This window comes from Gramella sp. MAR_2010_147 (assembly GCF_900105135.1).
In the GTDB taxonomy this organism is placed as follows: domain Bacteria; phylum Bacteroidota; class Bacteroidia; order Flavobacteriales; family Flavobacteriaceae; genus Christiangramia.
Map to the genome: position 1 here is coordinate 2,961,903 of NZ_LT629741.1, position 24,765 is coordinate 2,986,667.

21 protein-coding genes are annotated in these 24,765 nt (G+C 34.6%); 9 read left to right on the forward strand and 12 right to left on the reverse strand.

All coding sequences use genetic code 11. The annotated features are described in order from the left end of the window. Positions 1 to 145: 145 nt before the first annotated feature. Both BLT95_RS13425 and BLT95_RS14350 read left to right on the forward strand, forming a co-directional pair. Positions 146 to 976: a DUF2807 domain-containing protein gene (locus tag BLT95_RS13425; RefSeq protein ID WP_089666657.1), complete on the forward strand. Its 831-nt coding sequence runs from the start codon at positions 146 to 148 to the stop codon at positions 974 to 976. A 120-nt stretch (positions 977 to 1,096) separates the two neighbouring features. Further along, positions 1,097 to 1,546, forward strand: a complete 450-nt coding sequence (locus BLT95_RS14350; protein WP_157718065.1) for a hypothetical protein — start codon at positions 1,097 to 1,099, stop codon at positions 1,544 to 1,546. Here the strand turns inward: BLT95_RS14350 and BLT95_RS13430 are convergent. Beyond that, entirely contained in the window at positions 1,427 to 2,947 is a 1,521-nt protein-coding gene (locus BLT95_RS13430; RefSeq protein WP_089666658.1) for an exonuclease domain-containing protein, read from the reverse strand. The two genes, BLT95_RS14350 and BLT95_RS13430, sit on opposite strands and share 120 nt — an antisense overlap. Before the next feature lie 164 nt (positions 2,948 to 3,111). On the opposite strand from BLT95_RS13430, the gene BLT95_RS13435 reads away from it, so the two are divergent. Continuing rightward, positions 3,112 to 5,238 carry a catalase gene (locus BLT95_RS13435; protein WP_089666659.1) on the forward strand — a complete coding sequence of 709 codons (2,127 nt, stop codon included), beginning with the start codon at positions 3,112 to 3,114 and terminating at the stop codon, positions 5,236 to 5,238. Positions 5,239 to 5,301: 63 nt separating this feature from the next. On the opposite strand, the gene BLT95_RS13440 is transcribed toward BLT95_RS13435, so the two are convergent. Together BLT95_RS13440 and BLT95_RS13445 are read right to left on the reverse strand one after the other, a co-directional pair. Then, positions 5,302 to 5,925, reverse strand: a complete 624-nt coding sequence (locus BLT95_RS13440; protein WP_089666660.1) for an SGNH/GDSL hydrolase family protein — start codon at positions 5,923 to 5,925, stop codon at positions 5,302 to 5,304. Positions 5,926 to 5,984: 59 nt separating this feature from the next. Beyond that, entirely contained in the window at positions 5,985 to 7,082 is a 1,098-nt protein-coding gene (locus tag BLT95_RS13445; protein ID WP_089666661.1) for a hypothetical protein, read from the reverse strand. A gap of 212 nt (positions 7,083 to 7,294) precedes the next feature. Here BLT95_RS13445 and BLT95_RS13450 point away from each other — a divergent pair, with 212 nt between their 5' ends. After that, positions 7,295 to 8,155 carry a mechanosensitive ion channel domain-containing protein gene (locus BLT95_RS13450; protein WP_089666662.1) on the forward strand — a complete coding sequence of 287 codons (861 nt, stop codon included), beginning with the start codon at positions 7,295 to 7,297 and terminating at the stop codon, positions 8,153 to 8,155. A 107-nt stretch (positions 8,156 to 8,262) separates the two neighbouring features. After that, the gene (locus BLT95_RS13455) at positions 8,263 to 9,141 is read left to right on the forward strand and encodes a DUF808 domain-containing protein (protein WP_089666663.1); all 879 of its coding nucleotides are present in this window, start codon (positions 8,263 to 8,265) and stop codon (positions 9,139 to 9,141) included. A gap of 73 nt (positions 9,142 to 9,214) precedes the next feature. Here BLT95_RS13455 and BLT95_RS13460 read toward each other — a convergent pair whose 3' ends face one another. Further along, positions 9,215 to 10,045 (reverse strand): alpha/beta hydrolase, encoded by an 831-nt coding sequence (locus tag BLT95_RS13460; RefSeq protein ID WP_089666664.1) that lies wholly within the window; start codon positions 10,043 to 10,045, stop codon positions 9,215 to 9,217. A 217-nt stretch (positions 10,046 to 10,262) separates the two neighbouring features. Between BLT95_RS13460 and BLT95_RS13465 the strand changes: the two genes are divergently transcribed. Further along, entirely contained in the window at positions 10,263 to 10,541 is a 279-nt protein-coding gene (locus BLT95_RS13465; protein ID WP_089666665.1) for a hypothetical protein, read from the forward strand. Positions 10,542 to 10,746: 205 nt separating this feature from the next. On the opposite strand, the gene BLT95_RS13470 is transcribed toward BLT95_RS13465, so the two are convergent. The 8 genes from BLT95_RS13470 to BLT95_RS13505 form a co-directional block, all read right to left on the reverse strand. Further along, a complete protein-coding gene (locus BLT95_RS13470) occupies positions 10,747 to 11,796 on the reverse strand; it encodes a serine hydrolase domain-containing protein (RefSeq protein WP_089666666.1) in 1,050 nt (349 codons plus the stop codon). A 231-nt stretch (positions 11,797 to 12,027) separates the two neighbouring features. After that, entirely contained in the window at positions 12,028 to 12,861 is an 834-nt protein-coding gene (locus tag BLT95_RS13475; protein WP_089666667.1) for a hypothetical protein, read from the reverse strand. A gap of 237 nt (positions 12,862 to 13,098) precedes the next feature. Beyond that, positions 13,099 to 13,443: a carboxypeptidase-like regulatory domain-containing protein gene (locus BLT95_RS13480; protein WP_089666668.1), complete on the reverse strand. Its 345-nt coding sequence runs from the start codon at positions 13,441 to 13,443 to the stop codon at positions 13,099 to 13,101. Positions 13,444 to 13,817: 374 nt separating this feature from the next. Beyond that, the gene (locus tag BLT95_RS13485; protein WP_089666669.1) at positions 13,818 to 14,690 is read right to left on the reverse strand and encodes an aldo/keto reductase; all 873 of its coding nucleotides are present in this window, start codon (positions 14,688 to 14,690) and stop codon (positions 13,818 to 13,820) included. A gap of 180 nt (positions 14,691 to 14,870) precedes the next feature. Then, complete coding sequence (locus BLT95_RS13490) at positions 14,871 to 15,686, reverse strand: type II CAAX endopeptidase family protein (RefSeq protein WP_157718066.1); 816 nt, start codon at positions 15,684 to 15,686, stop codon at positions 14,871 to 14,873. Between the two features lie 161 nt (positions 15,687 to 15,847). Then, positions 15,848 to 16,492, reverse strand: a complete 645-nt coding sequence (locus BLT95_RS13495; protein WP_089666671.1) for a hypothetical protein — start codon at positions 16,490 to 16,492, stop codon at positions 15,848 to 15,850. 147 nt (positions 16,493 to 16,639) lie between these two features. Next, positions 16,640 to 17,110 (reverse strand): hypothetical protein, encoded by a 471-nt coding sequence (locus BLT95_RS13500; RefSeq protein ID WP_089666672.1) that lies wholly within the window; start codon positions 17,108 to 17,110, stop codon positions 16,640 to 16,642. A 759-nt stretch (positions 17,111 to 17,869) separates the two neighbouring features. Further along, entirely contained in the window at positions 17,870 to 18,478 is a 609-nt protein-coding gene (locus BLT95_RS13505; protein ID WP_089666673.1) for an RNA polymerase sigma-70 factor, read from the reverse strand. A 107-nt stretch (positions 18,479 to 18,585) separates the two neighbouring features. Between BLT95_RS13505 and BLT95_RS13510 the strand changes: the two genes are divergently transcribed. From BLT95_RS13510 to BLT95_RS13520, 3 genes are all read left to right on the forward strand, one after another. Then, positions 18,586 to 19,743 (forward strand): FecR domain-containing protein, encoded by a 1,158-nt coding sequence (locus BLT95_RS13510; RefSeq protein WP_089666674.1) that lies wholly within the window; start codon positions 18,586 to 18,588, stop codon positions 19,741 to 19,743. 193 nt (positions 19,744 to 19,936) lie between these two features. Next, positions 19,937 to 23,188: a TonB-dependent receptor gene (locus tag BLT95_RS13515; RefSeq protein ID WP_157718067.1), complete on the forward strand. Its 3,252-nt coding sequence runs from the start codon at positions 19,937 to 19,939 to the stop codon at positions 23,186 to 23,188. Positions 23,189 to 23,204: 16 nt separating this feature from the next. Next, positions 23,205 to 24,680 (forward strand): RagB/SusD family nutrient uptake outer membrane protein, encoded by a 1,476-nt coding sequence (locus tag BLT95_RS13520; protein WP_089666676.1) that lies wholly within the window; start codon positions 23,205 to 23,207, stop codon positions 24,678 to 24,680. Positions 24,681 to 24,765 lie beyond the last annotated feature (85 nt).

Sequence of the window (24,765 nt, forward strand, 5' to 3'; positions counted from 1 at the left end):
AAGCCTGGACATTTTTGAACACATAACTGGAAAGAATTTTTCAACTTATTTCGAATTCTAAATAATGATTGTAAATTGTTGTTTATCAATATTATATAGATTAAATTGAATAGGCTTATCCTCCCGGAGTTTTAATTCGATAATTATGAAAACCCTACTATTAATTCTGATTATTTTAATGATTCCTTTTCAGATTAAAGCTCAGAGAAAGGATAAGATTAAAGGCGATAAACAGGTAGTTAGCACCTCTGGAGAGATTAAAGAAAGCTTTAACAAGCTCGAAATTTCTGACAATATTACGGTAGAGTTACAAAGCGCTAATAGAAATTCTTATGTTTTAACTGCAGACCAGAACTTACTGGAGGAAATTGAAATAGAAGTGAGAGATGAAACTTTGAGAGTTTCAACAAAAAGCAAGATCACCGGCAGTAAAAAACTTTATTTAAACCTCAATATTCAGCATTTAAACAGTCTTATTCTAAATGATCAGGCTATAGTGAAGAACAGTTCTAAATTTAAAGCCGAAAAGCTTTCTATAGTTTTAAACAATTCTGCGAAAATTGAATTAGATCTGGACGTTCAGCAAAATTTAGAAGCATATTTCTCTGATAATTCAGGGGGGAAAATAGATTCAGACGCGGGCAATATCCTTATAAATATGAAGAACAGGTCAGACCTTAAAGCGAAGTTTCATACACCAAATTTAAAGGTAAATCTGGAAAATTCTGCAGATTTAAAACTGGATGGCTCTTCTAATCATGCGGAATATAATTTAAAAGATTCTTCTAATTTAAATGCGAAGAAATTAAAAAGCCAAACAGCGATTTTGAATAGCAAAAACAGGTCTGATATTCATGTAGATGCTTCTAAACAAATCGAAATTGATGCCGAGGGTAAGAGTAAGATCTATGTATATGGAAACCCGGAAATTAATGTGAAAGGCCTAACTGATAAGTCCAGAATTATCAAACGTTAATCTTAGTGAACATTGATCTCTATCAAGCCAAATGATATTACCTGTGATCTTTGGCTATAGTGTGAACAGAAGGGTGTAGGAAGTAGAGTTGTTCTATATATCTTTTTAATTTTAATATCAATGGCTAAAATTCTAAAAGTGGAGGTGCGAGGTCTTCCAAAAGAAATTCATATAGGGAATCAGGATACCGCGATCGAGGTATTTGTAGAAATTCAATTTCATCAACTGGATATTGAATATGACATGGAATATTGTCTTCATCTTTTTGTTTATGATATTCGCGAACAAATAGACCCTCCAATAATTATCTCCAATTGGGACGAAAGCTATATAATTTCTGTTGCTACCGCCTTAGATAGAAAGGATGATTTTATAGGGGTAGCAAATATATTTATGAAGGCCACTTCAAAAAACACCAGTTTAAAGATACCGGTAACGCTGAAACTAGGATCAGTGAACACTAAAGAGACCTATTTTTCTCGTAATCTGAAGGTTTTCGTAACCGCCAGCCCGGCGATTAGCCGAATTTCTAAATGGTCTGGACCCAACAGAACCAGCGTGTTCTATTAAATCAACTGACCTATCATCATCGCTCAGGCTAATTTTAGTAAAACTTCTATTTACTTTTAAATACCGGCTTACTATTCTATCAGCATAACTGGAATTTTTTGCCGGTGTCAGGAAATTTTTAAATTCTTCCGGATGATTAAAATCATCTGAAGGGCCAATATATCCATAACCTGCATATTTACCTTTATTTAAATAAATGAATGATTTTTCTTCTTTTGTACGACCTTTTTCCAGAAGAAGGCAGGAATCATCATATTTTCCAATATAATCAATGGCCTTTTCTACTCGCTTATTATATTTCTCAATGCTTATCTCATTCTGGCAGACTCCGCCACAGGAATTAATTTTATAATGATCACAAACTTTTGCACTTGCCTGTAGACCGCAATATTTTGGGCATAAATTGAATTCTTCGCAAATGAACTCCATGAACTTTATTGCTTCATCCCGTGTATAGAATTTCATCCAGCTCACTGGGGCGATCTTATTCTTATGCAATGCGAATTGCTCAATTCCTTTTTGATTGTGATAGGAGGTAAGCGTATAAGGGCGGGATATTTTCTTTTGAGCTTTATTAAACTTCGGAAAATACTTCAAAATCAATTCAGATTCCCTTAGTAAGGCAAGCAGTTCGCTGCCCGTAAGTTCATAGTCGATGCTGTAAGTTTCCTGCATCAGTTTATATTTTCTATTCGATTTTTCCTGAAAATGGGATTTTATACGTGTCTTAATATTTTTTGCTTTTCCTATATAAAGAGGCCTTCCATCTTTATCTTTAAAAAAATAAACACCGGTAGCGGCAGGAAGTTTTTCGAAATCTGAACTTTTAAAATTAGGTGGCAGGTAAGAAGCTGCCGTCTTTTGGTTCAGTAACTGATTGATAACTTCAAACTCGGGATCTAAAGAAAGACACCTTTGGAAAAGCGTTACCGTGGCGTTGCAATCACCTTTTGCCCTGTGCCGATCTATATGCGGAATGTTTATCGAAGTACAAATATTTCCCAAACTATAAGAAAACAGTCCGGGGATCAGTTTTCTGGTGAGTCTTACCGTGCATAGTCTTTTCCGTTTGTATTCCTTACCAAGGCTGGTAAATTCAGCACGCACAATATTATAGTCAAAATTCACATTATGCGCCACAAATATGCAGTCTTTCGTGATCTTCTCAATTTCATGTGCTATTTCGGAAAAAGATGGAGCATGGAGGACCATTTCATCATTGATACCGGTTAAAGTTTCAATATATAGGGGGATGGCCTGACTTGGATTTACCAGGGAGGAATATTCATTTATCACCTTCCCATTCTGAACTACAATAATGCAAATCTCAGTAATCCTGTTCCCTTTTATCCCGTTACCTGTGGTTTCAATATCCGTAATGGCGAACTTGACATCTTTCATGGGTGAAAATTACTGCTAAATTGGAAATTATCCAAACGATTGGAAAGTATCCTAATAAAGGTGTATTTCTTAAAATTAAGAAAAGTTTGATGAATCTTTAACTAGTACTTCAGGTAGGGAATTAATTCAGATTGATAACTTTAAGAGACTAAAAAATTCAAAAAATGAAGGAAGATAAAGGTAATGCAAAGAAAAAAGATATGCAGCAGAACATATCTGACCACGAGGGGAAAACAATGACCACCAACCAGGGAGTAAAAGTAAACGATACCAATAATTCTTTAAAGGCCGGTGAACGCGGAGCAACCTTATTAGAAGATTTTATTTTAAGGGAAAAAATCACCCATTTTGACCATGAAAGAATTCCGGAAAGAATTGTACATGCCAGGGGAAGTGCCGCCCATGGTTTTTTTGAGTTATATGAAAGCCAGGAAAAATATACGAAAGCAGGTATTTTTACGGATACGAATAGAAAAACTCCTGTTTTTACGAGATTTTCAACCGTTGCTGGTTCCAAAGGCTCTGCAGATATGGCTCGGGATGTAAGAGGATTTGCAGTAAAATTTTATACGGAAGAAGGAATTTTTGATCTGGTAGGTAACAATATGCCTATTTTCTTTATTCAGGACGCGATGAAGTTTCCAGATTTGATCCATTCGGTAAAGCCTGAACCACATCGGGAAATTCCGCAGGCCGCTTCAGCCCATGATACTTTTTATGATTTTGTTTCTCGCACGCCTGAAACATTGCATAACCATATCTGGGTAATGAGTGATCGTGCGATTCCCAGGAGTTTAAGAATGATGGAAGGTTTTGGAATCCACACATTCAGACTTATTAATAAAGAAGGGAAATCCCATTTTGTAAAGTTTCACTGGAAGCCATTGCTAGGAGTAAACTCTGTTACCTGGGATGAAGCAGTGAAATTGCACGGCGCCGATGCAGATTTTCATCGTAGAGATCTATGGGATGCTATAGATTCAGGACAATTTCCAGAGTGGGAGTTGGGAATTCAGGTAGTTCCGGAAGAGGATGAACACAAATTTGATTTTGATCTCCTGGATCCCACAAAATTAATTCCGGAAGAAATAGTGCCTGTTCAAAGAATAGGAAAAATGACCCTTAACCGAAATCCTGATAATTTCTTTGCAGAAACCGAGCAGGTTGCTTTCCATCCAGGACATATAGTTCCAGGGATAGATTTTAGCAATGATCCTTTATTACAGGGAAGACTATTCTCCTATACAGATACACAGCTCTCAAGATTGGGTAGTCCTAATTTCCATGAAATTCCGATTAACCGTCCTGTAAATCCCACGCATAATAATCAGCGTGACGGACATATGCGTATGACAGTGAATAAAGGAAACACTGCTTACTTTCCAAATTCTATGAGCGGAGGATGTCCGCATCTGGCAAAAATGGCAGAAGGTGGGTTTACCAGTTATGAAGAAAGAATTGATGCCAATAAAGTAAGGGCGCGAAGTGAGAGTTTTAGTGATCATTTTTCACAACCCGGAATCTTTTACCGAAGTTTAAAAGACTGGGAGAAAAATCACGTAGCAGAAGCCTATTCTTTCGAGCTTGGAAAATGTACTCAGGATCATATTAAAGAGCGTATGCTATGGCTCATCAATAAAATTGATAAAGATCTGGCCAATAAGGTAGCCGATAATTTAGGGATGAAAGTTCCTTCTAACATTGAAAAACCGGTGAACCAGGCTATAGGCGCAGATGATGACGGGAAAAAGAACGAACCAACAGAAAGAAAGGATTATATAGATAAATCTGAAGCATTAAGTCAGACACATTTAATGGCCGAAAGTATCGCAACTAGAAAAATTGCATTTTTAGTAGGAGATGGGTTTGATGCTGAAAATGTAGGTAACATGAAAAAAGCGCTGGAAAAGAAGAATGCCGTGGTAAACCTGGTAGCAACTCATGGCGGAAAAGTAGAATGTTCTGAAGGTGATATGCATAAGGTTGATGCTGCACTGATGACAACAGAAAGCGTTGCTTTTGATGCAATTTATATCCCCGGAGGTTCTAAAAGTGTAAAAGCTCTCCAAGAGATAGCCAAGGCAAAGAAATTTATTAATGAAGCTTTAAAACATTGTAAAGCCATTGCGGTAGATGCTGAAGGCGAAGAATTATTTGATGAGACTTTTGGTAAAGACTTTAAAGATGATGCAGCAGTTTGTATTAATAAAAAGCCTGCCGATTTTATTAAAGCAATAGGAATGCATAGAAATTGGGATAGGGAAGAAAAGGCGAAAATGATCCCGGCTTAAATACTAAGAATATCAGTAATAAAACTAAAGGCTCCCTGAAATTGATCAACATCAGGGAGTTTTTTAATTGAAACTAACTTTCATTTTTAACAATTCTTCAGCTATAACTTCAGCGGCTGCCTTACTTCCTTTCTCTGAAGGATGAAATTTATCAGGGCCGTAATAATCATAATTTCCAGTATCGTCAAAATGGAATTTCCAGACTTCACCTACGGCGAAAAGAATTGCATTATGGATTTGAGCAGCCTTGCGATAATTGGCGATCACCCCATCAAAGGTTTGATAATGATCCCTAGCCGGCCAGACCATAAAATAGCCGATCCTGGTACTATTCTTCTGGCATAGATCTTTGAATTTCTCTCCGTATTCCAGTAGGATTTGTCTTCCGAATGCTTGTGAAGATGGTCCCTGTTGCAAAATTACCAGGTCAAACTTTTTTGTTGATATCAGTTTCTGGACTTTTCCATCGTTCCAGTGATCCATCAATGCATAATTGGGATGGGCTATCATTTCAGACTTAACATTCATCCCTTTTCTCCTGGCAGCTTTTTTTACCAGTTTGGGAAGATTGTTGGTATAGGTTAGACTATTCCCTACATATAAAATATTAAGTTCAGATTGCTGGGAAAACGTCTGGTTATTATAGAAAATGAACAGCAGAAAGATAAAGAGGATCGTTTTTTTCATAGTAGATAAAGAAAGGCGATTTTCAAATTTTAAAGATGAAGATTTAATCTGAAACGATTTTAAGAATTTTCCAGCTTTTGAATCACTGACGAAGGAAGCCTTTCCGCATAATTATCCAGGATAAGTTGATACACTTTTTTCCATTCAGGAGAATTTTTATCCTGAAGATCTGTGCGCGATTCTTCCAGTTTATCGAGAACGATATCAACAGAATAGAGAGGAAAAGCCTGCTCGTATTCCTGCAAACTCTTGATGGACGTTTCTATATTTTTATTAATAATGCTTCTCAAAGCCTCGACCAGCAAAAGAGATGCTTCTTCCTGTTTTTCTTCTGAACTGAATTTAATATTTCCAAATTGCAATTGAATACTATGGTCTTCTATAGCATTTTCAATATTGAAAACAGTGTCGCCGTTAGTTTTTACGATTTGAATTTCCTCATTTTTATATTTCTTAATAGCCATAACCTGAGGATAAAGCCTGGTTTCTTCATCATAGATTTTAGATTTAATAGTGGCCAGTGCCTGCATGGCATTTTGAATGGTCGTCTGATTAATTTCTGAAGGCAGTGGGATAAGCGTGGTTACTTCTTTAGATTTTATTCCTATCACTTCAATAATCATCGTGCCACTTAACTTGCCCTCTTTTGCCGCCAGACCAATGGCGTACAGGTCACCGATATTTATTCCGGTTTCAGCAGTAGTGATCAATGAAATCAGCCTTAAACCTACACCCACTCTTTTAGATCCAATAAACTGGTTGTTGGAAACCTGAGCGAGGGTGGCATATTTCATATAATCCATGGTTATCTTATAACTGGTATTCTTTTGAGATAATGTAATAGGCAGATAACTAATAGCACCATCCCGGTTAAGCTGACCAATAGATACTAATACCGTTTCATTGTTTAAGAAACCGAGAATTTCTTCCCGGTTTAAAAGTTTCATATCTTTTAAAATGATTGAATTTTGATCATTTGCAATAAGAATTTTATCTTCAAATTCAACCGGGTCTACAGGTTCATAACCTCTAAAGTTTTTATAGGTTTTTGCTTCCTCAAGAATACGCTCATTTGTTTCTTTATTTTTACCCAGGTCAGAAATTTTACATGCCGTGAATAGTAGACAGATTAATAGAAGATAGTTAGATACTTTCATACTCTATAATTAAATTCAAAACCTAAATTACTGAAATACAGTAATTAATGATGTGTTTTAAGAAGAGAAAATTTCTTTTCAGGAAATGTTTCAAATTGTTTTATTTCCTGTAACAAGTCTTAAAAGCTTTAATTTATAGGACTTTAGACTGATATTATTGTTTAAGTGTCGCATCTTTATATCTTAAAACTCAATTGGAACCTTAATAACCTATGGATAAAGACTTTTGGATAGAATTAAAATCACAACTTTTAGAATTTTTACTGGAGATAGGGCCGGAACTTATTTATGCCTTAGTCACATTTATAATTGGAATATTTGCAATTAAGCTTCTCATGAGCTTGTTAAGGGGTGCTTTAAGAAAGTCTAAGACCGAACTTTCCTTAAAAACCTTTGTAGAAAGCCTTAGTATTTTTTTACTCTATGGTTTGTTGTTCTTTATCATGGGATCTATTCTGGTTATTAAAACCACATCTTTTATAGCAGTATTTGGAGCTGCGGGTATCGCCATAGGACTTGCATTACAAGGTAGTTTATCCAATTTTGCTGGAGGAGTTCTTATACTTGTTTTTAAGCCATTTAAGGCGGGAGATCTCATTCACGTAAATGATAACCTGGGTTTTGTAGAAAAGATTGATATATTATATACCCGAATTAAGACGTTCGACGGAAGGATGATTACTATGCCTAATGGAAATGTTTCAAATAGTGATGTGGATAATCGCACGATGGAAAAATATCGCCGTATAGATCTTAATCTCAAATTTGCTTTTGATGAAGATATTGATAAAATCCGCCAAATAATCATAAACGGAATGAACAAGCATCCCAAACTTGCCAGGCATCTGCCTGTTGATGTATGGTTAGATGAAATAGGGGATTATCAAATGAAAATTAAGGCCAGGTGCTGGGTAGAATCTGTAGAATACTGGCCTGCCTATTGGGAGCAACTGGAAGCTGTTAAGAAAGAACTAGACAGGGAAGGTGTAAGAATACCAATTCCAAAACACGCAATTTATAAAGAGGAAGCAATAGGATTAGAGTCCAGGCACAATTTAAATAGTCCCACTTGAATAAGAATTTTTAAAATGATCGTTGTTTTCAAAATAGATCATAAATTACCTTTCTCATTTTCAGAAAAAAATAGAACTTGCTTTCCTTTTAAATTTAGATCAAACTTATGGCTTCAGGATTTTTTGCATTACTAGATGATATAGCAGCGCTTATGGACGATGTTTCGGTAATGACAAAAGTCGCCGGAAAAAAAACGGCTGGTCTTCTTGGGGACGATCTGGCTGTAAATGCTGAGAAGGCTTCTGGATTTATCTCTTCCAGGGAACTACCTGTGCTTTGGGCTATAACCAAAGGTTCCTTACTAAATAAGGCAATAATTTTACCAATTGCATTTTTGCTGAGTGCTTTTCTTCCTACAGCGATCACTGTCATTTTAATTCTTGGCGGGCTTTACCTCGCATATGAAGGAGCAGAGAAAATCTATGAATATATATTTCCGCATGCTCATCCTTCAGAAAAACCAGTACTGGAAGAACTTTCTGAGGAAGAAATTTTAGCAAGGGAAGAAGAAAAAATTAAGTCGGCAATTATTACAGATTTTATTTTGTCTGTAGAAATTGTGATCATTGCCCTGGGTGCTGTAACCAGCGAACCGATTTCTACGCAGATTATTGTAGTTACCATAATAGCCCTTATTGCAACGGTTGGAGTTTATGGCATTGTGGCCCTGATTGTACGAATGGATGAGTTTGGTGCTAAACTTATCAATTTGAACGAACAGGATGATAGTTTCTCAGATAAAGTCGGGAAATTTTTAGTGAGAGCACTTCCATGGGTTATTAAAAGCCTTTCTTTGATAGGCACCATTGCTTTAATGCTGGTTTCCGGCGGAATCTTTGTTCATAATATTCATTTTATACATGATTTAATTCACAGCCTGCCTAGTATACTTGGAGAATTTTTGGTAGGACTGGTGGTTGGAGCCATGGTTCTGCCAGTGGTGAATTTGCTGAAAAAAGCCTGGAAAGCTGCTTTTAAAAAATAAGAAACTATAGTTCCTGAAAAATTAAAGAAATCTTGTATAGGAAATAGTAATATTAAGATCTATCTCAGAAGCTTTATTTTGAATTCGCTTCCATAAAATTGATGATCTCCTTATATCGGTTGCTCCAGGGCCAGATATACTGAGTCATCATAGGGATGTGTTTCTTATTTATCAGTACCGGTGCTACTTTAGGCTGATATTGCTGAAGCGCCTTCAAAAATCTTTTGTTTGCAGTGATTATAGAGGGATAGGTTTTTTTACCCAGATAGATTAAAAATGGGGGAGTGTTTTCATCTAGATAAAAAACAGGGGAGGCTTTTTTCCAGTTTTCGGGATTGTTGGTCCAGGTAGTAAGATAGTTATTTGTAGTACTGGGCGGGTTTTGTTGAAGATAATGATGCATATCCAGTCCCGCAGCATCATTCAATATAATTCCTGAAATATCATTAGTATCAATATTGTATTCAGGATTCATTACTGCCAGTGAGATTAAATGGCCTCCAGCAGAGTGGCCTGTTAAAAAGAGCTTATTTGGATCCCCATTATAATGTTCAATGTTATTTTTTGTCCATTGAATAGCACTGGCGATCTGGGAAGTCATCTCTTTATAGTCAGCTTGCGGACTAAGAGTGTATCCAACCACCACCGTGGTGATTCCCTTTTTAGCAAAGTTTTTACCAAAGAAGCTATACATCTCTTTTTTCCCGCTATCCCAATTTCCGCCGTGTACAAAAATAAGAACTGGAGACTTCACCAGACTATTTTTATTCTTTGGAGAAAAAATATTTAAACCTGGCTGCTCAGATTTTTCAGCTTTCTTTAGGTAAAGAATATTCTTATGTTTTGAAACTCCGCATCCGGTAAGCAAAACTAAAATGAGAATCTGAAGAAAATAGCGACGCATTTTTTATTTCGAAGATAACAGAAATATAAGTATACTTTTTACAATAGGTCTGCTGACAGAGAACGGAAAAACCATCCTTAAAACCAAAAAAAACCGTAATCATTGATAATTCGAGGCTATAGAGTGGAGCTATGCAGGTCCCGAACCCTCGTCCAAGCCGGTCTGCGAGTTTAATTGGGACTCCATGGGATTCACCGGAAAATGAAATTTCATTCTAATGAGGGTAGATAATCAGATTATAAGTTTAGATCCTTTCTTTGTTCAAATTAGCGCAAACAAAAGAAAACTTCGAGTGATAGGAATTAAAATGGATTTGGAGCAAGAACCAAAATGGATCAATGGAAGAGAACAATTTTGCTGGATCGTTACAGTTAAATTTTTGGATGATTACCAGCAAATAGAACTACACTTTAATTATAATGATGAATGTGTAAAAAAGGATACGATTAGACCTTTTGTTCCAAAAATCGAATTTCCTAACAGAATAATTAATTAATGCCTTTAAAAAAAACTTATCGGACTTCAAATTCAACTTTTACCTGTAAGACTCCTCAAAAATCTTTCATATTGGGTATTTTACCCATTTTCAATAACTCCCTTATAATATTGACTATTAGCTCAGTCAAGCATTTTACATTTCTCAACTAAGAATCTATTACAAGAAGATTATATGTTGGAATTAGCTTAAAAGTATCTGGATTTTATCTTAGTTCATTGTTGTGGCTAGTTTTTTTGCGAATTATTTTCACAATTCGGTTAAATACAATCTCCGATAAATTCCATTCATATCCCTCAAAATCCGTAGTGTTAATAAATTGCACAACTACAGCATCAATATCTTCATGGTATTCTGCAAGGCTCTGATAACCAACAACCAAACCCCCGTGACTATATTCGTATGGATAAATTTCCTTTTCTCCCTTGTCAAACACTGAACCATCGTTTAAGGCTCGTAAGAAAATACCAACGTCTTCTGCTGTAGCCAACATTCCATATTCACGGGCCTTAAAATCCTCATTATGTCCTACATAATAACCGCTCATTACATTGTCTAAATCAACTTGGCTAATCGAAAAAAAGGTATTCTTAAGCTCGAGAGGATTCAATATTTTTTCCTTAATATATTCGTTATGGTTGTATCCTAAAACCTTATCCATGATTTTACGTAGCAATAAATAATTCGTGTTTGAATATTCATATCCTTCATTGGGTTTAAAACTGGCTGGTAGGTCTAGAGCAAAATCCAAAGCATTTTTGCTATTTACCTGTTCGTTTTCCCAATAAGTTGGATTATCTGTGAAATTTGGAATACCAGAACGGTGTTGAATCATCATCTCCAAGGTAATTTCCTCAGCATTTTCAATCCTATCACTAAGTTCTGGAAGATAATCAATGAGTGATTTATTAAAAGACAAAAGATTTTCTCTGACCAATTTAGTAACTGCTACAGCGGTATATAATTTGCTAATACTGGCAATTTTGAATAATGAATTTGGTTCGGCTGGAATTTTATTTTCTCTATCTTTCCAACCACCCGTGTAATATTTAGGTGGTTTTCCTGCTTGATCCACATAAATAATCATGCCGTCAAAACCATGTCCAATTGCTTCATCTACTTGTTTTTGGACTGTATCAGGTAACGGCAAAATCCAAGCCTTTACCAAAATCCATGGTACAAAAAACATTGAGATTATCGTTCCAACGAGTAATAGTACTCTTACGATCCATTTAGCTTTTCTATTTTTAATCATTCTTTACCTCTCAATCTTCTAAATGTACTAATATTTTGAAGTTGCCAAATTTTTGAGTTTTTTAATAATCAGTATGCTTTTTAAAAAATTAGCCACAACGGTTCCGGTTCGCATGTTGAAGGAGTAGGGGACGCGGATTTGTCGGCTTAAAATTGGTTTGTTGGTCAAGTCTAATTATTTTCTTTCTAACGCTACCGTCTATTTGCGATGAGCCGTTGTTGGCACTAGTATTTAGTAATACAATTTGTTTGTATCTTGTTCAATATAAAACTGTAAATATTGTCTAAATTTCACTGAAGTTTCTGTATTCGGAATATTTACTTTATCCCACTTTTTTAAATTTCTATTGATATTTAGTAAATCTGTTTCTGCTTGATTTTCCGGATTCCTATATTTTATATTTGGAGTCTTATTTAATCCATACATTTTATCAGTAATTTTTTCTCCAAGTCTGTCTGAAAATTTTTCAGACCATAAATTAGCAGCAATTAAATCACCATTCTCATCTATATCAATTATTACATTAACTCTTTTAGTTGTATAGTTTTTACTATTTATTAAATCTGAAATAATTGAATCTATATCTTTTTTAGGTTTAGATAATTTAAAAGAATCATCAAGCGATGAAAATGTATATTTTGACGGGTCGAAATTATTACCATTTTTAAGGAAGAATTGATATTCATTATCTAGAGTTTTTTTTAAAGGTTTTGAGTTTGAACACATATAACTGAACGTCAATTCTCCATTTCTTCGACGAGCGTAAATTAACCATTTTTGATTTTCATCGATTTCCCAGTAACATGAATCTCTTTCATCATCTTTTTGATATCTGAAATTAAATGTCACATATTTAGATTTTTTCAAGCCTTTGTATTGTTTGATAATTCTAAATCTAACATCATAATTAGAAGAATCTAACCTTACCGACTTTTCAATTGCTATGGCTTCTAAAACATAGTCAGAATAGTAAAATTCTATCGCTTTTTTTGGAGTTTCACAACTACAAGCCAGAACTTCAATTCCTGAAAAAAGGATTAGTATTATTAAAACTATTTTCTTCATAAATATTAGTGTCAACGGTTACGGTGATTTCCAGTTGGCGCAGTAAGGGGCACGGAATTGTCGGCTTAGTGTTAGTTTGTTGGTCAAGTTAATTATTTTCTTTCTAACGCTACCGTCTATTTGCGATGAGCCGTTGTTGCCAAGCGTAACGAAAATTGTAATTATTTTAAATTTTTGAATTAACTTATATCAAATCTAGAATGGCTAAAAAGTAACTTGATATTAATAACGAGTTACTTAAATATTGCCTTCACAATTTATTAAAGGCTTATCATCCTCATCAAGGAAGAAATCTAAATTAATTGAGTTTTGATTTTGAAACTTTATAAAATCTGTTTCTACCTTCTTATATCCAATTGAAGAAACTTGAACGTAGAATAATTGATCTTTTTCAATAATTATGGAATACTTCCCTGTAGTAGAAGTTATAACTTTCTTACAGCCAATAATCAATTCACTATTACTTAGAGGTTTTTTTGTTTCTATATCTACAACTTGACCAAAAACTTCTACTTTCCCATTTTCATTGTATTCATCATTATCTAAAAGGTGAAATATATAACCACCTTTATTATCAGTCATTACTAGTTTTTCATTTGTTGAAGAACAACTAAAAATGAGTATTAATATTGTTATAAATAAAGAGATCCTTAAAATTTTCATTGTCTATAATTATATAGCTTAAATTGTTTTTCGCTTTTATCTTTTTTATTCAATTAACAACAAAAAATTAGGATTTAAGAATAGTGTTGAGTTATTGTTGCCAACGTTCCCGGTTATCGCAAGTTGCGTGGAGTAGGCAACATGTTCTTGTCGGCTTTATTGTTTTTTTATAGATATCTAAGTACACTTTCTCGACTAATCCAGCTATTTGCGCTTAACAGATGTTGTAGCTAGTGGTGATTAAACGATTATGAGCTTTTATGTTTTTCATAGAAGGATATCTCATATTTAAATTATGGTGCTGGAATACCTGAACTAACTGACCAAAGTTCAAACCAATCCTGCAATTCCATATTTACTGTGGTCGCTTTCATTAAATCCGTTAGTCTTGAATGGTTTGTAGTTCCACAAACAGGTAAAATTCCCGAAGGATGTTTTAAAATCCATGCTAGAAATATGACATCAATTGGGACATCGTATTTTAAAGAATAACTTGCAGCAATTTTTTTTAACTGATGTGACTTCTCGTTATCCTCTTTAAAGACTGTTCCTAAAGGAGACCAGCACATGGGTGTGATGGTATTTATCTGCATATGATCTAAACTTCCATTTAGCATAGCTTCATAATCAGTTATGGAAAACTCAATTTGGTTAAAATTTATTTTGGTTTTAGTTTCAATTAAGTCAGTTTGTTGTGGTGTGAAATTTGAAACTCCAAAATCTAAAATTTTCCCATCTCTTTTGAGTTTTTCAACCGCCTCTGCAATTTCATCTACTTTCATTAAAGGACTGGGGCGGTGTAACAAAAGTAAATCTAAATACTCGGTTCTTAAGTTTCTTAATGTTTGTTCAACCGAATTAATTATATAGGATGTGGAATAATCGTAATGTTTTATTGAATTTTTTCTTTTTTCCGACTCTAGTTGAATTCCACATTTAGAAATCAATTGTATTTTGCTTCTCTCTATTTTACTTTCTTTAAAAGCATCTCCAAAAGCACTCTCCGTTGTATAATCACCATATATATCAGCGTGATCAAATGAAGTGATATAATTTTCTAAACAACAATTCATCAATTCAATCATCTGCTTTCCGTTGCAATTTTCCCCCCAAACACCCCATGTCATGGTACCGGCAATAATCTTTGAGAACTTTGACTTATTCATACATTGTGTTGTATTTATTTATAGCAAAAATACATATAATCGAATTAAATAATTGAGTTCAGAGTGATGTTGAGCCATTAGCTACAACGGTTACGGTCACCGCAAGTTGCGGAATTATGAATGCGAATTTGTCGGTTTAACGGTTTTGTTTATTATGGGAACTAATTTAGTTCTTTTCTATTAAACCCGCCATTTGCGATATAGGTTGTTGGCTATAGTTATTTTCTTCATCCCCACGAATGTAAATATTAATCCTAAAATTATTAAACTCCAGTAGACATAATTAAAATTTAAGCTATTGATCCAATTATTATAATTCTCAGCATTAACTAGAAATATGAAATAATAGCTATTCATTAAAATATGAAAAAAAATCGAGTAGAGAATTTTTCTAGTTTTTAGAAAAATCAAACCACTCAGTATGCCAAATATTAATGAAGGAATTAAATTATAAGGCGTTTCTATATGAATAATGGCAAAGCAAAAACTTGAAATTAATAAGGAAGTTGATGTTTTATATTTTTTTAGAAGTTTTGAGATTAAAAATTTCCTGAAAAATAATTCTTCTAAAATTGGAGCTATAAAAATAACAGTTGAAATCTGATAAATTAAATCAGTTTTATCAATTGAATGATTTGTTTTCGGAAAATCTATAAAACCATTCACATAGAATTCTATTAATTTATCTAAGTCAAATAGAGGTTGATAAATTAGTTCTAATCCTATTGAAACGATTATTAAGTATTTTAAAATTGAAAATTTATAATTATTTAATTTGAACTCAGCTTTTCTCGGAATCTCTGTTTTCCAGAATATTTGAAAGATAGTGAAGTAGCTAATTAAGAAACCTAAGATTTTGCTTACACCTTTGAGATGTGAATTTGATAATGAAATTGGTTGATCGAATAAATTAAATAAGCCAAATACTCCTAGCTGAACAAGGAGAAAAACTATTATTAGTAGAAGGGCTAATAAAATTGCTTTAGTTACACTCACTCTAATTAATTACAGCCAACGGTTCCGGTTATCGCCAGTTGGCGGAGTAGGGACGCTGATTTGTCGGCTTAGTATTGGTTTGTTGGTCAGGTTAATTTTTTTTCTTTTTTCTCGATGCCGTCTATTTGCGATTAACCATTGTTGTTGCAAGTTTTTGTTCTCTAATTTTGTTTAGGAGGAGGCGGTGGGGGCATTGGAACCATTCTTAATGGTCTATCTCTAAAATATATTTTCAAGTATAAAGTGTCCACATTTTCCTTATTTAGTTGGTTGAATTTTTCTGATAAATTAATTAAAAAATCTTCAAATTCATCCGACTTAGTCTTTCCTTCAAAATATACTTCTATTCCAGCACGATCTGGTGAATCGGAATAATTGAAATCTTTACCATTATTTAAAAGATGTCTTTTTAGAATTATTCCTAAACTATCTATAGAGTGTTTGATTTTATAATTGGTGAGAATTGTATCATTTTGAATGAATATTCGCGACCGAAATGTTGGACAACTTACAATATTGTTTTCTGAACATTCATACCAGGGAAAGAGCTTAAATTTTGCTTTTTTAGTTGAATAATTTATTATAGGAATAGAATCTTTACAAGCAATTCGATCAATTTCCTTTAGTAGTTCTGAATAATCTTCGATATCCTCAATAAATATATCTGAAAGATTAGTTCTATCATTAAATTTTCCCCTTTCTGGATAATAATAAATTTCATTTTCGAAACAATTCTTTTCCTCCCTTTGATTACAAGAGAATAAACTTAAAATTAGAATAATTGATATGTAGATTACTTTCTTCAAAAATTTGCTACAACGGTTACGGTTATGGACAAGTAGCGGGAGTAGGGACTCGTATTTGTCGGATTAATCTTTTATTTCCTGGTTTTCTAAATTACACTTTTTCGGCAATACCCGTTATTTGCGATGAATTGTTGTTGTGCAAAGTTCTCATTCTGTAATAATCTTATAACTCATTAAGATCCCATCAAAAGAACCTGTTCTAGATTTTAAAGAAATTCTGTCATTAATCAGAGCTTTGAAATAAAAATTGTTTTCACCTTTTCTACCAACTGATTTATATTCAAATCCACCATAGTCAATTTTTGAAATTGTATCTGGATTTTTAAATTCAAGTTTATCTGAAAATAGGATACGGTCCTCTCTATTATACGCCACGAAATAGATTTTTCCACTAAATTCTTTTCCTTCTTTTATTGGTTGGTTTTTATTTGGAATATGAAGTATTTTCAAATTATCAAATATGAATTTAGTCTGTAGAGTATCTATTATTTTTTGTAAACTATCAACTTTCTTTTTCTCCTTTTCAATTTGATTTTTGAGTGAAAGATTTTCTTTTTTATGGTTATTACAACTACTGCTAATAATAGTAATAAGAAATAGAAAAATTATTTTCTTCATGCTCTTTTGAGAATTTTGCACAACACGTTATATCAAAACGAATATAGTATTTTATCCCAAAAGATTACGGTATAGATGCAGGCTCTGGTGATTTTTAAAAATTTTGAAAATCGAATAATTCTCATAAAATAAGAACTATCGAATTGTCACCTAAATTGTCACCTGTAAATAAAAAGCCCCGATATCATTGGTGATTCGGGGCTATAGAGTGGAGTCGGAGGGAACGACCAATTTTTAAAATATATAGAGTTTACACGCCTTTACATAGCCTTGAAAAAATTGGTCACCGGATTGGTCTCGCTTTAACAAATTTTAACTTTTAATGATTAAAATTGAAGACCTTTACTATAATAAGTTCTAATTGGTTAATGAAAATTTCGGTTAGAATTAAGTAAGGTCCTGGTAATGATTTTTAAGCTGCAGCACCCTAAGAATGATGTTTTTACTTTGAATTGAAAATCCCTTTTCTTGTATGATTCTCTAGTACATGATTTCATTTTATGCATATGATATTCATAAAAGAAACTTATTTGAATAAAATTTTTCGGTAGGATATAAGCATTTAACAAAGGAGAAATTCAGCATAGATTTGGTATGCCTTGAGCAATTAGCGATTGCCAATGAACACAAAAATCTTGATCGAGACTACGGGAATGGTTCAAAAATAAAACACGCATCTCAAAATCATCTTAAGATTAACTTTTTTTTTCATGATTTTACGGGTTCGAAGCATGTTGACGTGATTTTATTGAGAAGCTACTAGGATTTAGTTAGGAATTGAGTTTGATTTGAGAATAGAAAGAACAAAATACTTTCATATTTATTATCTAGTTTCTTACGTAGTATTTTGAAACTTTTGGTGATAAGCGCCTCGACTGTTTTCACTGAGATGTTTAAGTATTCGGAAATTTCCTTATTTGTAAGGCCCTCCTGTTTGCTCAAAGTAAATACTTGTCTACATCTTTTAGGCAATAATTCAATTTCCCGCGTTACCGCTTCAATGATTTCAGATAAATTCCTTTCGTCCATCTCTTCCACAACTGTATACATTGCTTCGTAGTATTTCTTTTCCAACATCATTGTAGCTTTATCTTTACGATAAGTATTAATAAACTCATTATATACTGCCTTGTATAAAAAGCTTTGGATAGAATATTCAGGGTTTAGCTTTTTGCGATACTGCCAGGTCTTGAGAAATACACTTTGTACAATATCCTGGGCTAGCGCTTTTTCATCTACAAAAGTGAGGGCATACGCAAATAATCTTCTATGAAACTTTTCAAGTAGAAAGACATAGGCTTTTTCTTCTCCCTTCTTTAGATATTCTATAAGAATAGCATTGTCTTTAAAGTCATAATTAACTTTCATATTCCTTAATGTTTATCAATGAAAAATCCGAATATATAAAAAAAAAGAATAAAATGTTAGGGTATTGTTAATTGACTCTGTAATACTTATAGAAGATATTCTCTCTTATGAAAAACAATAAAATAGAAAAATCAATTCTTAGATATCTCAATGGAGCTGCTAGTAGAAATGATCTTGATGTTTTAAACGAATGGATAAAAGACCCATTACACCTGGAAAAATTTAAAGATTATTTGAAAACCCATTTCGCAATTAATTTAGGGATGAATAACCAGGATATAACCAAAATGAAAGAGAGCTTACTTAAGGAGATAAGAAATGAAAAGCAGAAATTCCGAGTACAAAGAAGACGTAATGCTATTTTTAAATATGCTGCAGTTTTGATTGTTATGGTTGGCCTATTTTATTACTACGGAGATCAGATTTTTATATCTCAAGAAAGTGCTGAGATTGTGTCAGGGGAGGAAATGATTATACTAGAGCGGGAAAATGGGGAAGTTGAAGTGCTTCAGAATGATGGAAGCATAATACTTACCGATAATAATGGAAATACAATAGGAAAGCAGAATGGTGAAGAATTGATTTACGCTAAAAAGAAATCTGCAACAGAGCTGGTCTACAATACTCTTAAAATTCCCTACGGAAAGCAGCTCAAGATTAAACTTTCCGATGGAACTAAAATAATGCTTAACGCTGGAAGCGAATTTAAATATCCAGTAAATTTTATTGACGGAAAAAAAAGACAGGTGTTTTTAGAAGGAGAGGCGTATTTTGATGTTGCGCATGATTCGTTACATCCGTTTGTAGTTGCTGCAAATTCGCTAAATATCCAGGTATTAGGGACAAAATTCAATGTGGCTAATTACAGGGAGGATATATCAACAGAAGTCGTACTGGTTGGGGGGTCTGTCCTACTTAAGTCTGACCATTCTGAAGAAGAAGGGACCTTACTGGCTCCTGGACAGAAGGGAATTTTTAAGAAATCGGAAAATAAGATTCAAACCAAGGAAGTGAATACTTCAATTTATACGTCGTGGACAGATGGACTTGTAGTATTCAGAAAGGCTCCATTTCAAAATATTGTTAAAAAACTTGAGCGTCACTATAATGTAAAAATTCACAATACCAATGCTGATCTGGCCAAGGAGAAATTCAACGCAACTATTGATGTTGAAAGTGAAAGTCTAGAGCAGGTACTGGAATATTTTAACAGGATCTATGGTATAGATTATCGAATAATAAATAATGAAATCAATATTAAATAAAATCATAGCTTATGTAATATCATTTCTATTCTGAAAAAGTAATCACTTCCTCTAAAAAAAATCGGAGAATGCTCCAACATTCCCCGATCAATTAGAAGTGATTTAATAGGGTAATCACTAAAATCAATTGAAAATTATGAAAAAATTATGGAAATCCAATCAGAACTTGTGGATATTCAAATACGACCTAAAAATGAAACTTTCACTTATTCTTTTTACGATAACGTTTGCAGTGCAAGCGGGTAGTTCGTATTCTCAAAAGACTCCTATTTCTATGGATCTCGAAAATGTTAAGCTCGAGAGAATTATTGATGAAATTGAAGCTCAAACAGAATTTAAGTTTATTTTCAATACTAATACTGTAGATCTTAACCGAATTGTCAGTGTTAATGTGAAAAAGAAGCGTTTAGAAAAAATCCTTGATTTGCTTTTTGACGAAAGTGTGACCACCTATGAGATCTATGATGAGAAGGTCCTTCTAAAGCCTATAGCGAAACCTAAAGGGTATGAGAGTACTTCCAGTTTAATCAAGGTACAGGACCAAAAGGAATTAACGGGTATTGTCACTGATCAAAATGGGATGCCACTCCCAGGAGTGAATATAATCGAAAAAGGAACTTCAAATGGGGCCGTAACAGACTTTGATGGAGAATATTCAATAACTGTATCAGGTGAAGAATCAGTATTAATTTTCAGTTTTTTAGGATTTCAGTCTAAAGAAGTTCTGGTAGGTAACTCTTCCACTATTAATCTGAGTTTAATGGAGAGCCAAAGCGGACTTGATGAAGTTGTTGTAGTTGGATACGGCTCCGTTGATAGAAGAGATGTAACTGGTGCTGTTTCCACTGTTGGGTCGGAGGAGATAAATGCTCTGCCGACAACAGATGTTCAGCAGGCTTTAAAAGGAAGATCTGCGGGTGTAAGGGTCTCTCAAAATTCTGGGCAACCTGGTTCAGGAGTTCAAGTTCAGATTCGTGGGGGAAATTCTTATCTTGGAAATAATAATCCCTTATATGTGGTAGACGGTTTCCCTATTACGGGAAGTATAGAATTTTTAAATCCAGCAAATATTGAAACTATCAATATTCTCAAAGATGCTTCTGCTACTGCAATATATGGCTCCCGTGGAGCAAATGGGGTGATTATGATTACCACTAAAGGAGGTCAACGAGGTGAAAAAGGTGTTATCGATATACAGAGTTATTATGGGGTGCAGAACGTACTGAAAACTTATGATCTTATGAATTCTCAGCAATTTGCGGAGATGGCAAATATATCTGCTCAAAACAGTGGTACACCTGAGCCTTTTGATCTTAATAACCTGTCTAATGTACAAACGGATTGGCAAGATGAAATTTTTAGAGCCGCAGGTATACAGAATCATACACTTACGTTCTCAGGTGGAACTGATGGTTCGTCTTATTCGGCATCAGCCAATTATTTTGATCAGGACGGAATTATCAAAGGTACGGGGCAAAAAAGGGGATCCCTTAGACTTGCTTTAGATCAAAAAGTAAACGACTGGACAAGATTAACCGCCAATGCTGTGGCTACACGCAGCGAAATAAACGATGCCGACGTAAATAATGGAAATGCCGGAAATAATATTTGGTCAGCTGCCTTACAGGCTCCGCCAACTATTTCTGTTTATGATGAAGAGGGAAATTTTAGCGATGTGGGTATTTATCCCTTTAGCCCTACTGCATTAAGTAATCCACTATTGTATAAAGAGAGAAAGGAATTATTGACGTCATCCAAAATTCTGACTAATATGGCGGTTGAAGTAGATATCTTTAAGGGGTTGAAATTTAAGGTGCTAGGAGGTGTAGAGCAAGAGTATTTGGAGCGAAACTATTATTCGCCTTCTATCATTGTAAATAGAACACCGGAAGGTTTGGCTTCTTTTCGGATGACCAGGGATATTTCTTATTTAAATGAAAACATTTTATCTTATAATTCTGCTATTGGTCAAAATGATAATCTATCAGCTGTGGCTGGATTCACTGTACAGACCTATAGTCGAAAATTTAATAGTTCAAGTGCAAGCGGTTTCACCACGGATATACTTGAAGATAATTCATTAGGAAGTGCCGAAAATACGAATCCCAATTCTTCCAATGTTACCGATTGGAAATTACTTTCGTGGTTAGGTCGTATAAATTATGATTTAAATGATAAATATTTATTCACTGCAAGTGTAAGAGCTGATGGGTCTTCCAGGTTTGGTGAAAATAATAAATGGGGAGTGTTTTCTTCAGGTGCCTTTGCATGGAGAATAAGTAATGAGGAGTTTTTAAAGGATTTTGAGGACCTCTCAGATCTCAAACTTCGAGTGGGTTATGGCGAGACGGGTAGTACTGCTATTGCAGCTTATCAATCATTAAATACTCTTGCAGAAGAACGGGCTACTTTCGGCGACTCGGACGTTATAGGTTTTGCCAATGTCTCTGCTCCTAACCCAGACCTTAAATGGGAAACCACTTCCCAGTTAGGTATAGGTTTGGATGCAGCTTTTGTTGATGACAGGTATAGACTTACTGTAGACTATTATAAGAAAAACACAAAAGACCTATTGGCAATTATACCACTTCCAGGTTCAACAGGATTTACTTCTCAAATCACTAATCTTGGAGAGATACAAAACACAGGTATGGAATTTAGTGCCGGAGCTCTTTTTGGTAAAAGCGATTTTACCTGGGATGTTAATGCAATGGTTTCATTTAATAAAAACGAAGTGATTACCATTGGACAGGATATTTTAGGAGGGTCATTAGATATTCCTTTTAATTCTTCGATAAACCTTGCCAGGGAAGGAGAGCCATTAGGAGTGTTTTATGGATATATTGAGGACGGGTACGACGAGAATGGAGTAATTCAGTATAAAGATCTGAATGGAGATGATCAAATTAACAGTGAAGATCAGACGATTCTGGGCGATCCCTATCCTGATTATATATATAGTCTCAATAATACTTTGCGATATAAGAATTTAAGTCTTAACATTTTTATAGAAGGTTCTCAAGGGAATGAACTCTTCTGGGCTACCGGTGGATATATCGCTAATTCTTTTAGTACGGGGGGTAATCAGCTCGTAGATGTTTACAACGATTACTGGACTCCTCAGAATACCGATGCAGCTTATCCGGCTCCTAGTTCTAATCGTGCGCAGTTAAGGATATCAGACCGCTTTGTAAAGGACGCTTCTTATTTACGCCTGAAAAACGTTAAGCTGGCATATTTTCTATCTGGAGATCGATTGAATTGGGGGGTGAGTTCGATGGAAGTATATGTAAGCGGACAAAATCTTCTTACCTCTACAGATTTCCCAGGATTGGATCCAGATGTGAATACCCGGGGAGGAACTGGCGATCTAAGAATAGGAATTGCACAGACCGCTTATCCAACTGCGAAAACTTTCACTATTGGGTTTAATTTCAAGATTTAATTAAAAAAAAATAAAAATGAGAAAATTAATAATATTCCTAGCGATAGTAATAATAAACCTATGTTTTACTGGATGTGAAGATGCGCTTGCGGAATATCCTAAGAGCCGTCTTGTAAAAGAAAATTTTTATCAGAACGAGACAGATGCATTTGCAGCTCTTACCGCAGTTTATGGAATTTTTAGTCGAGAGGGTGAGTTTCCCAGTATTTATTACATGTCTTTATTAGAAAATAGAGCAGATTATTCTAACGGACGTGGCAGCCAGGCGGGTTTCAGTGTATACGATTCGCCTATGGACAATACGAGTCAGAGTAGGGTATGGGATGCTTATAATGATTTATATAGGGGTATAAACCGGGCTAATGCCGTGATTGACAATGTAGCTGGTATAGATAACATGAATGCAAATCTTAGAAACCAGTACATTGCAGAAGCAAGGTTTCTACGGGCATTTTTCTATATGAATTTAGTTAAATATTGGGGAGGGGTTCCACTTCGAACTGAAGAATTTACATCCTTAGACCAGATTCCAGCTCCGAGAGCATCGGCTTCTGAAGTATGGGAACTAATAATAAGCGATCTTCATGAAGCCATTCCTGATCTGGCCGATACTTTTCCCGAGTCTGAAACTGGTAGGGTTACCTCTTGGGCGGCAAAAGCGGCCTTAGCCGATACATATCTAAATATTGAAGAATGGTCTAAAGCTATGGAAATGGCAGATGATATAATTAATAGCGGTCCTTTTTCTTTGGTCGAAGTACAGGCGGCAGACGATTTTCTTGAAATCTATGGTCCTGAATCAACTACTCATAGTGGTGAAATTTTTTCTGCACATCAGTCGATAACTAATGGTAACGGGATAGCTACACATATTCATTTGCGAAATACAGGTTATTCTGTGGGTGGATACCACGCTTGGTTACCTGTAGAAGGAAGTTTGGTTTGGGACTGGGATACTACCGACCTTCGTCAACAATTCTCTATTTATACAGAATATGTAAATGGTAATGGAGAAGTTACTCCACTGCCTGCAGATACTCCTAAACTTTTTAATAAGTATAGGGATGCTGGAACTACCGGTAGTTTTGATGGCAGAAATAATATTCCTTTTTATCGTTTGGCTGAAATGTATCTTATTTATGCTGAGGCTGCAAGCGAAGTTAACGGAGGACCAACTCCTCTTGCTACTGAAAGGTTAAATATTGTTCGAAGAAGAGGATATGGTGTACCGTTGGATTCACCTTCTAATGTGGATTTCCCTGAAGGAATGAATTATGCAGATTTTAAAGATGTTGTGCTCGAAGAAAGGGTTTATGAGTTAAACTTGGAAATGAAGAGATGGAATGATCTACTCAGAACTGGACGAGCAAAGGAGGCTATTGAGGCTACAGGAAAAGTCTGGGATGACGTTAGTTTACTTCTTCCATTACCAGTAGATGAAATAAATAATAACCCGGCACTAGGACCTGGAGACCAAAATCCGGGATATTAATGGGGTTGAATTAGCCTGATATGAGGGCCGGAAATTTCATCCGGCTCCTTTATTCTTATTTAAATTCTAACGTAATCTAGAAATC

Coding starts and splice junctions, on each gene's coding strand:
- BLT95_RS13425 (WP_089666657.1), top strand. CDS start 146: ATGAAAACCCTACTATTAATTCTGATTATTTTAATGATTCCTTTTCAG.
- BLT95_RS14350 (WP_157718065.1), top strand. CDS start 1,097: ATGGCTAAAATTCTAAAAGTGGAGGTGCGAGGTCTTCCAAAAGAAATT.
- BLT95_RS13430 (WP_089666658.1), bottom strand. CDS start 2,947: ATGAAAGATGTCAAGTTCGCCATTACGGATATTGAAACCACAGGTAAC.
- BLT95_RS13435 (WP_089666659.1), top strand. CDS start 3,112: ATGAAGGAAGATAAAGGTAATGCAAAGAAAAAAGATATGCAGCAGAAC.
- BLT95_RS13440 (WP_089666660.1), bottom strand. CDS start 5,925: ATGAAAAAAACGATCCTCTTTATCTTTCTGCTGTTCATTTTCTATAAT.
- BLT95_RS13445 (WP_089666661.1), bottom strand. CDS start 7,082: ATGAAAGTATCTAACTATCTTCTATTAATCTGTCTACTATTCACGGCA.
- BLT95_RS13450 (WP_089666662.1), top strand. CDS start 7,295: ATGGATAAAGACTTTTGGATAGAATTAAAATCACAACTTTTAGAATTT.
- BLT95_RS13455 (WP_089666663.1), top strand. CDS start 8,263: ATGGCTTCAGGATTTTTTGCATTACTAGATGATATAGCAGCGCTTATG.
- BLT95_RS13460 (WP_089666664.1), bottom strand. CDS start 10,045: ATGCGTCGCTATTTTCTTCAGATTCTCATTTTAGTTTTGCTTACCGGA.
- BLT95_RS13465 (WP_089666665.1), top strand. CDS start 10,263: ATGAGGGTAGATAATCAGATTATAAGTTTAGATCCTTTCTTTGTTCAA.
- BLT95_RS13470 (WP_089666666.1), bottom strand. CDS start 11,796: ATGATTAAAAATAGAAAAGCTAAATGGATCGTAAGAGTACTATTACTC.
- BLT95_RS13475 (WP_089666667.1), bottom strand. CDS start 12,861: ATGAAGAAAATAGTTTTAATAATACTAATCCTTTTTTCAGGAATTGAA.
- BLT95_RS13480 (WP_089666668.1), bottom strand. CDS start 13,443: ATGACTGATAATAAAGGTGGTTATATATTTCACCTTTTAGATAATGAT.
- BLT95_RS13485 (WP_089666669.1), bottom strand. CDS start 14,690: ATGAATAAGTCAAAGTTCTCAAAGATTATTGCCGGTACCATGACATGG.
- BLT95_RS13500 (WP_089666672.1), bottom strand. CDS start 17,110: ATGAAGAAAATAATTTTTCTATTTCTTATTACTATTATTAGCAGTAGT.
- BLT95_RS13505 (WP_089666673.1), bottom strand. CDS start 18,478: ATGAAAGTTAATTATGACTTTAAAGACAATGCTATTCTTATAGAATAT.
- BLT95_RS13510 (WP_089666674.1), top strand. CDS start 18,586: ATGAAAAACAATAAAATAGAAAAATCAATTCTTAGATATCTCAATGGA.
- BLT95_RS13515 (WP_157718067.1), top strand. CDS start 19,937: ATGAAACTTTCACTTATTCTTTTTACGATAACGTTTGCAGTGCAAGCG.
- BLT95_RS13520 (WP_089666676.1), top strand. CDS start 23,205: ATGAGAAAATTAATAATATTCCTAGCGATAGTAATAATAAACCTATGT.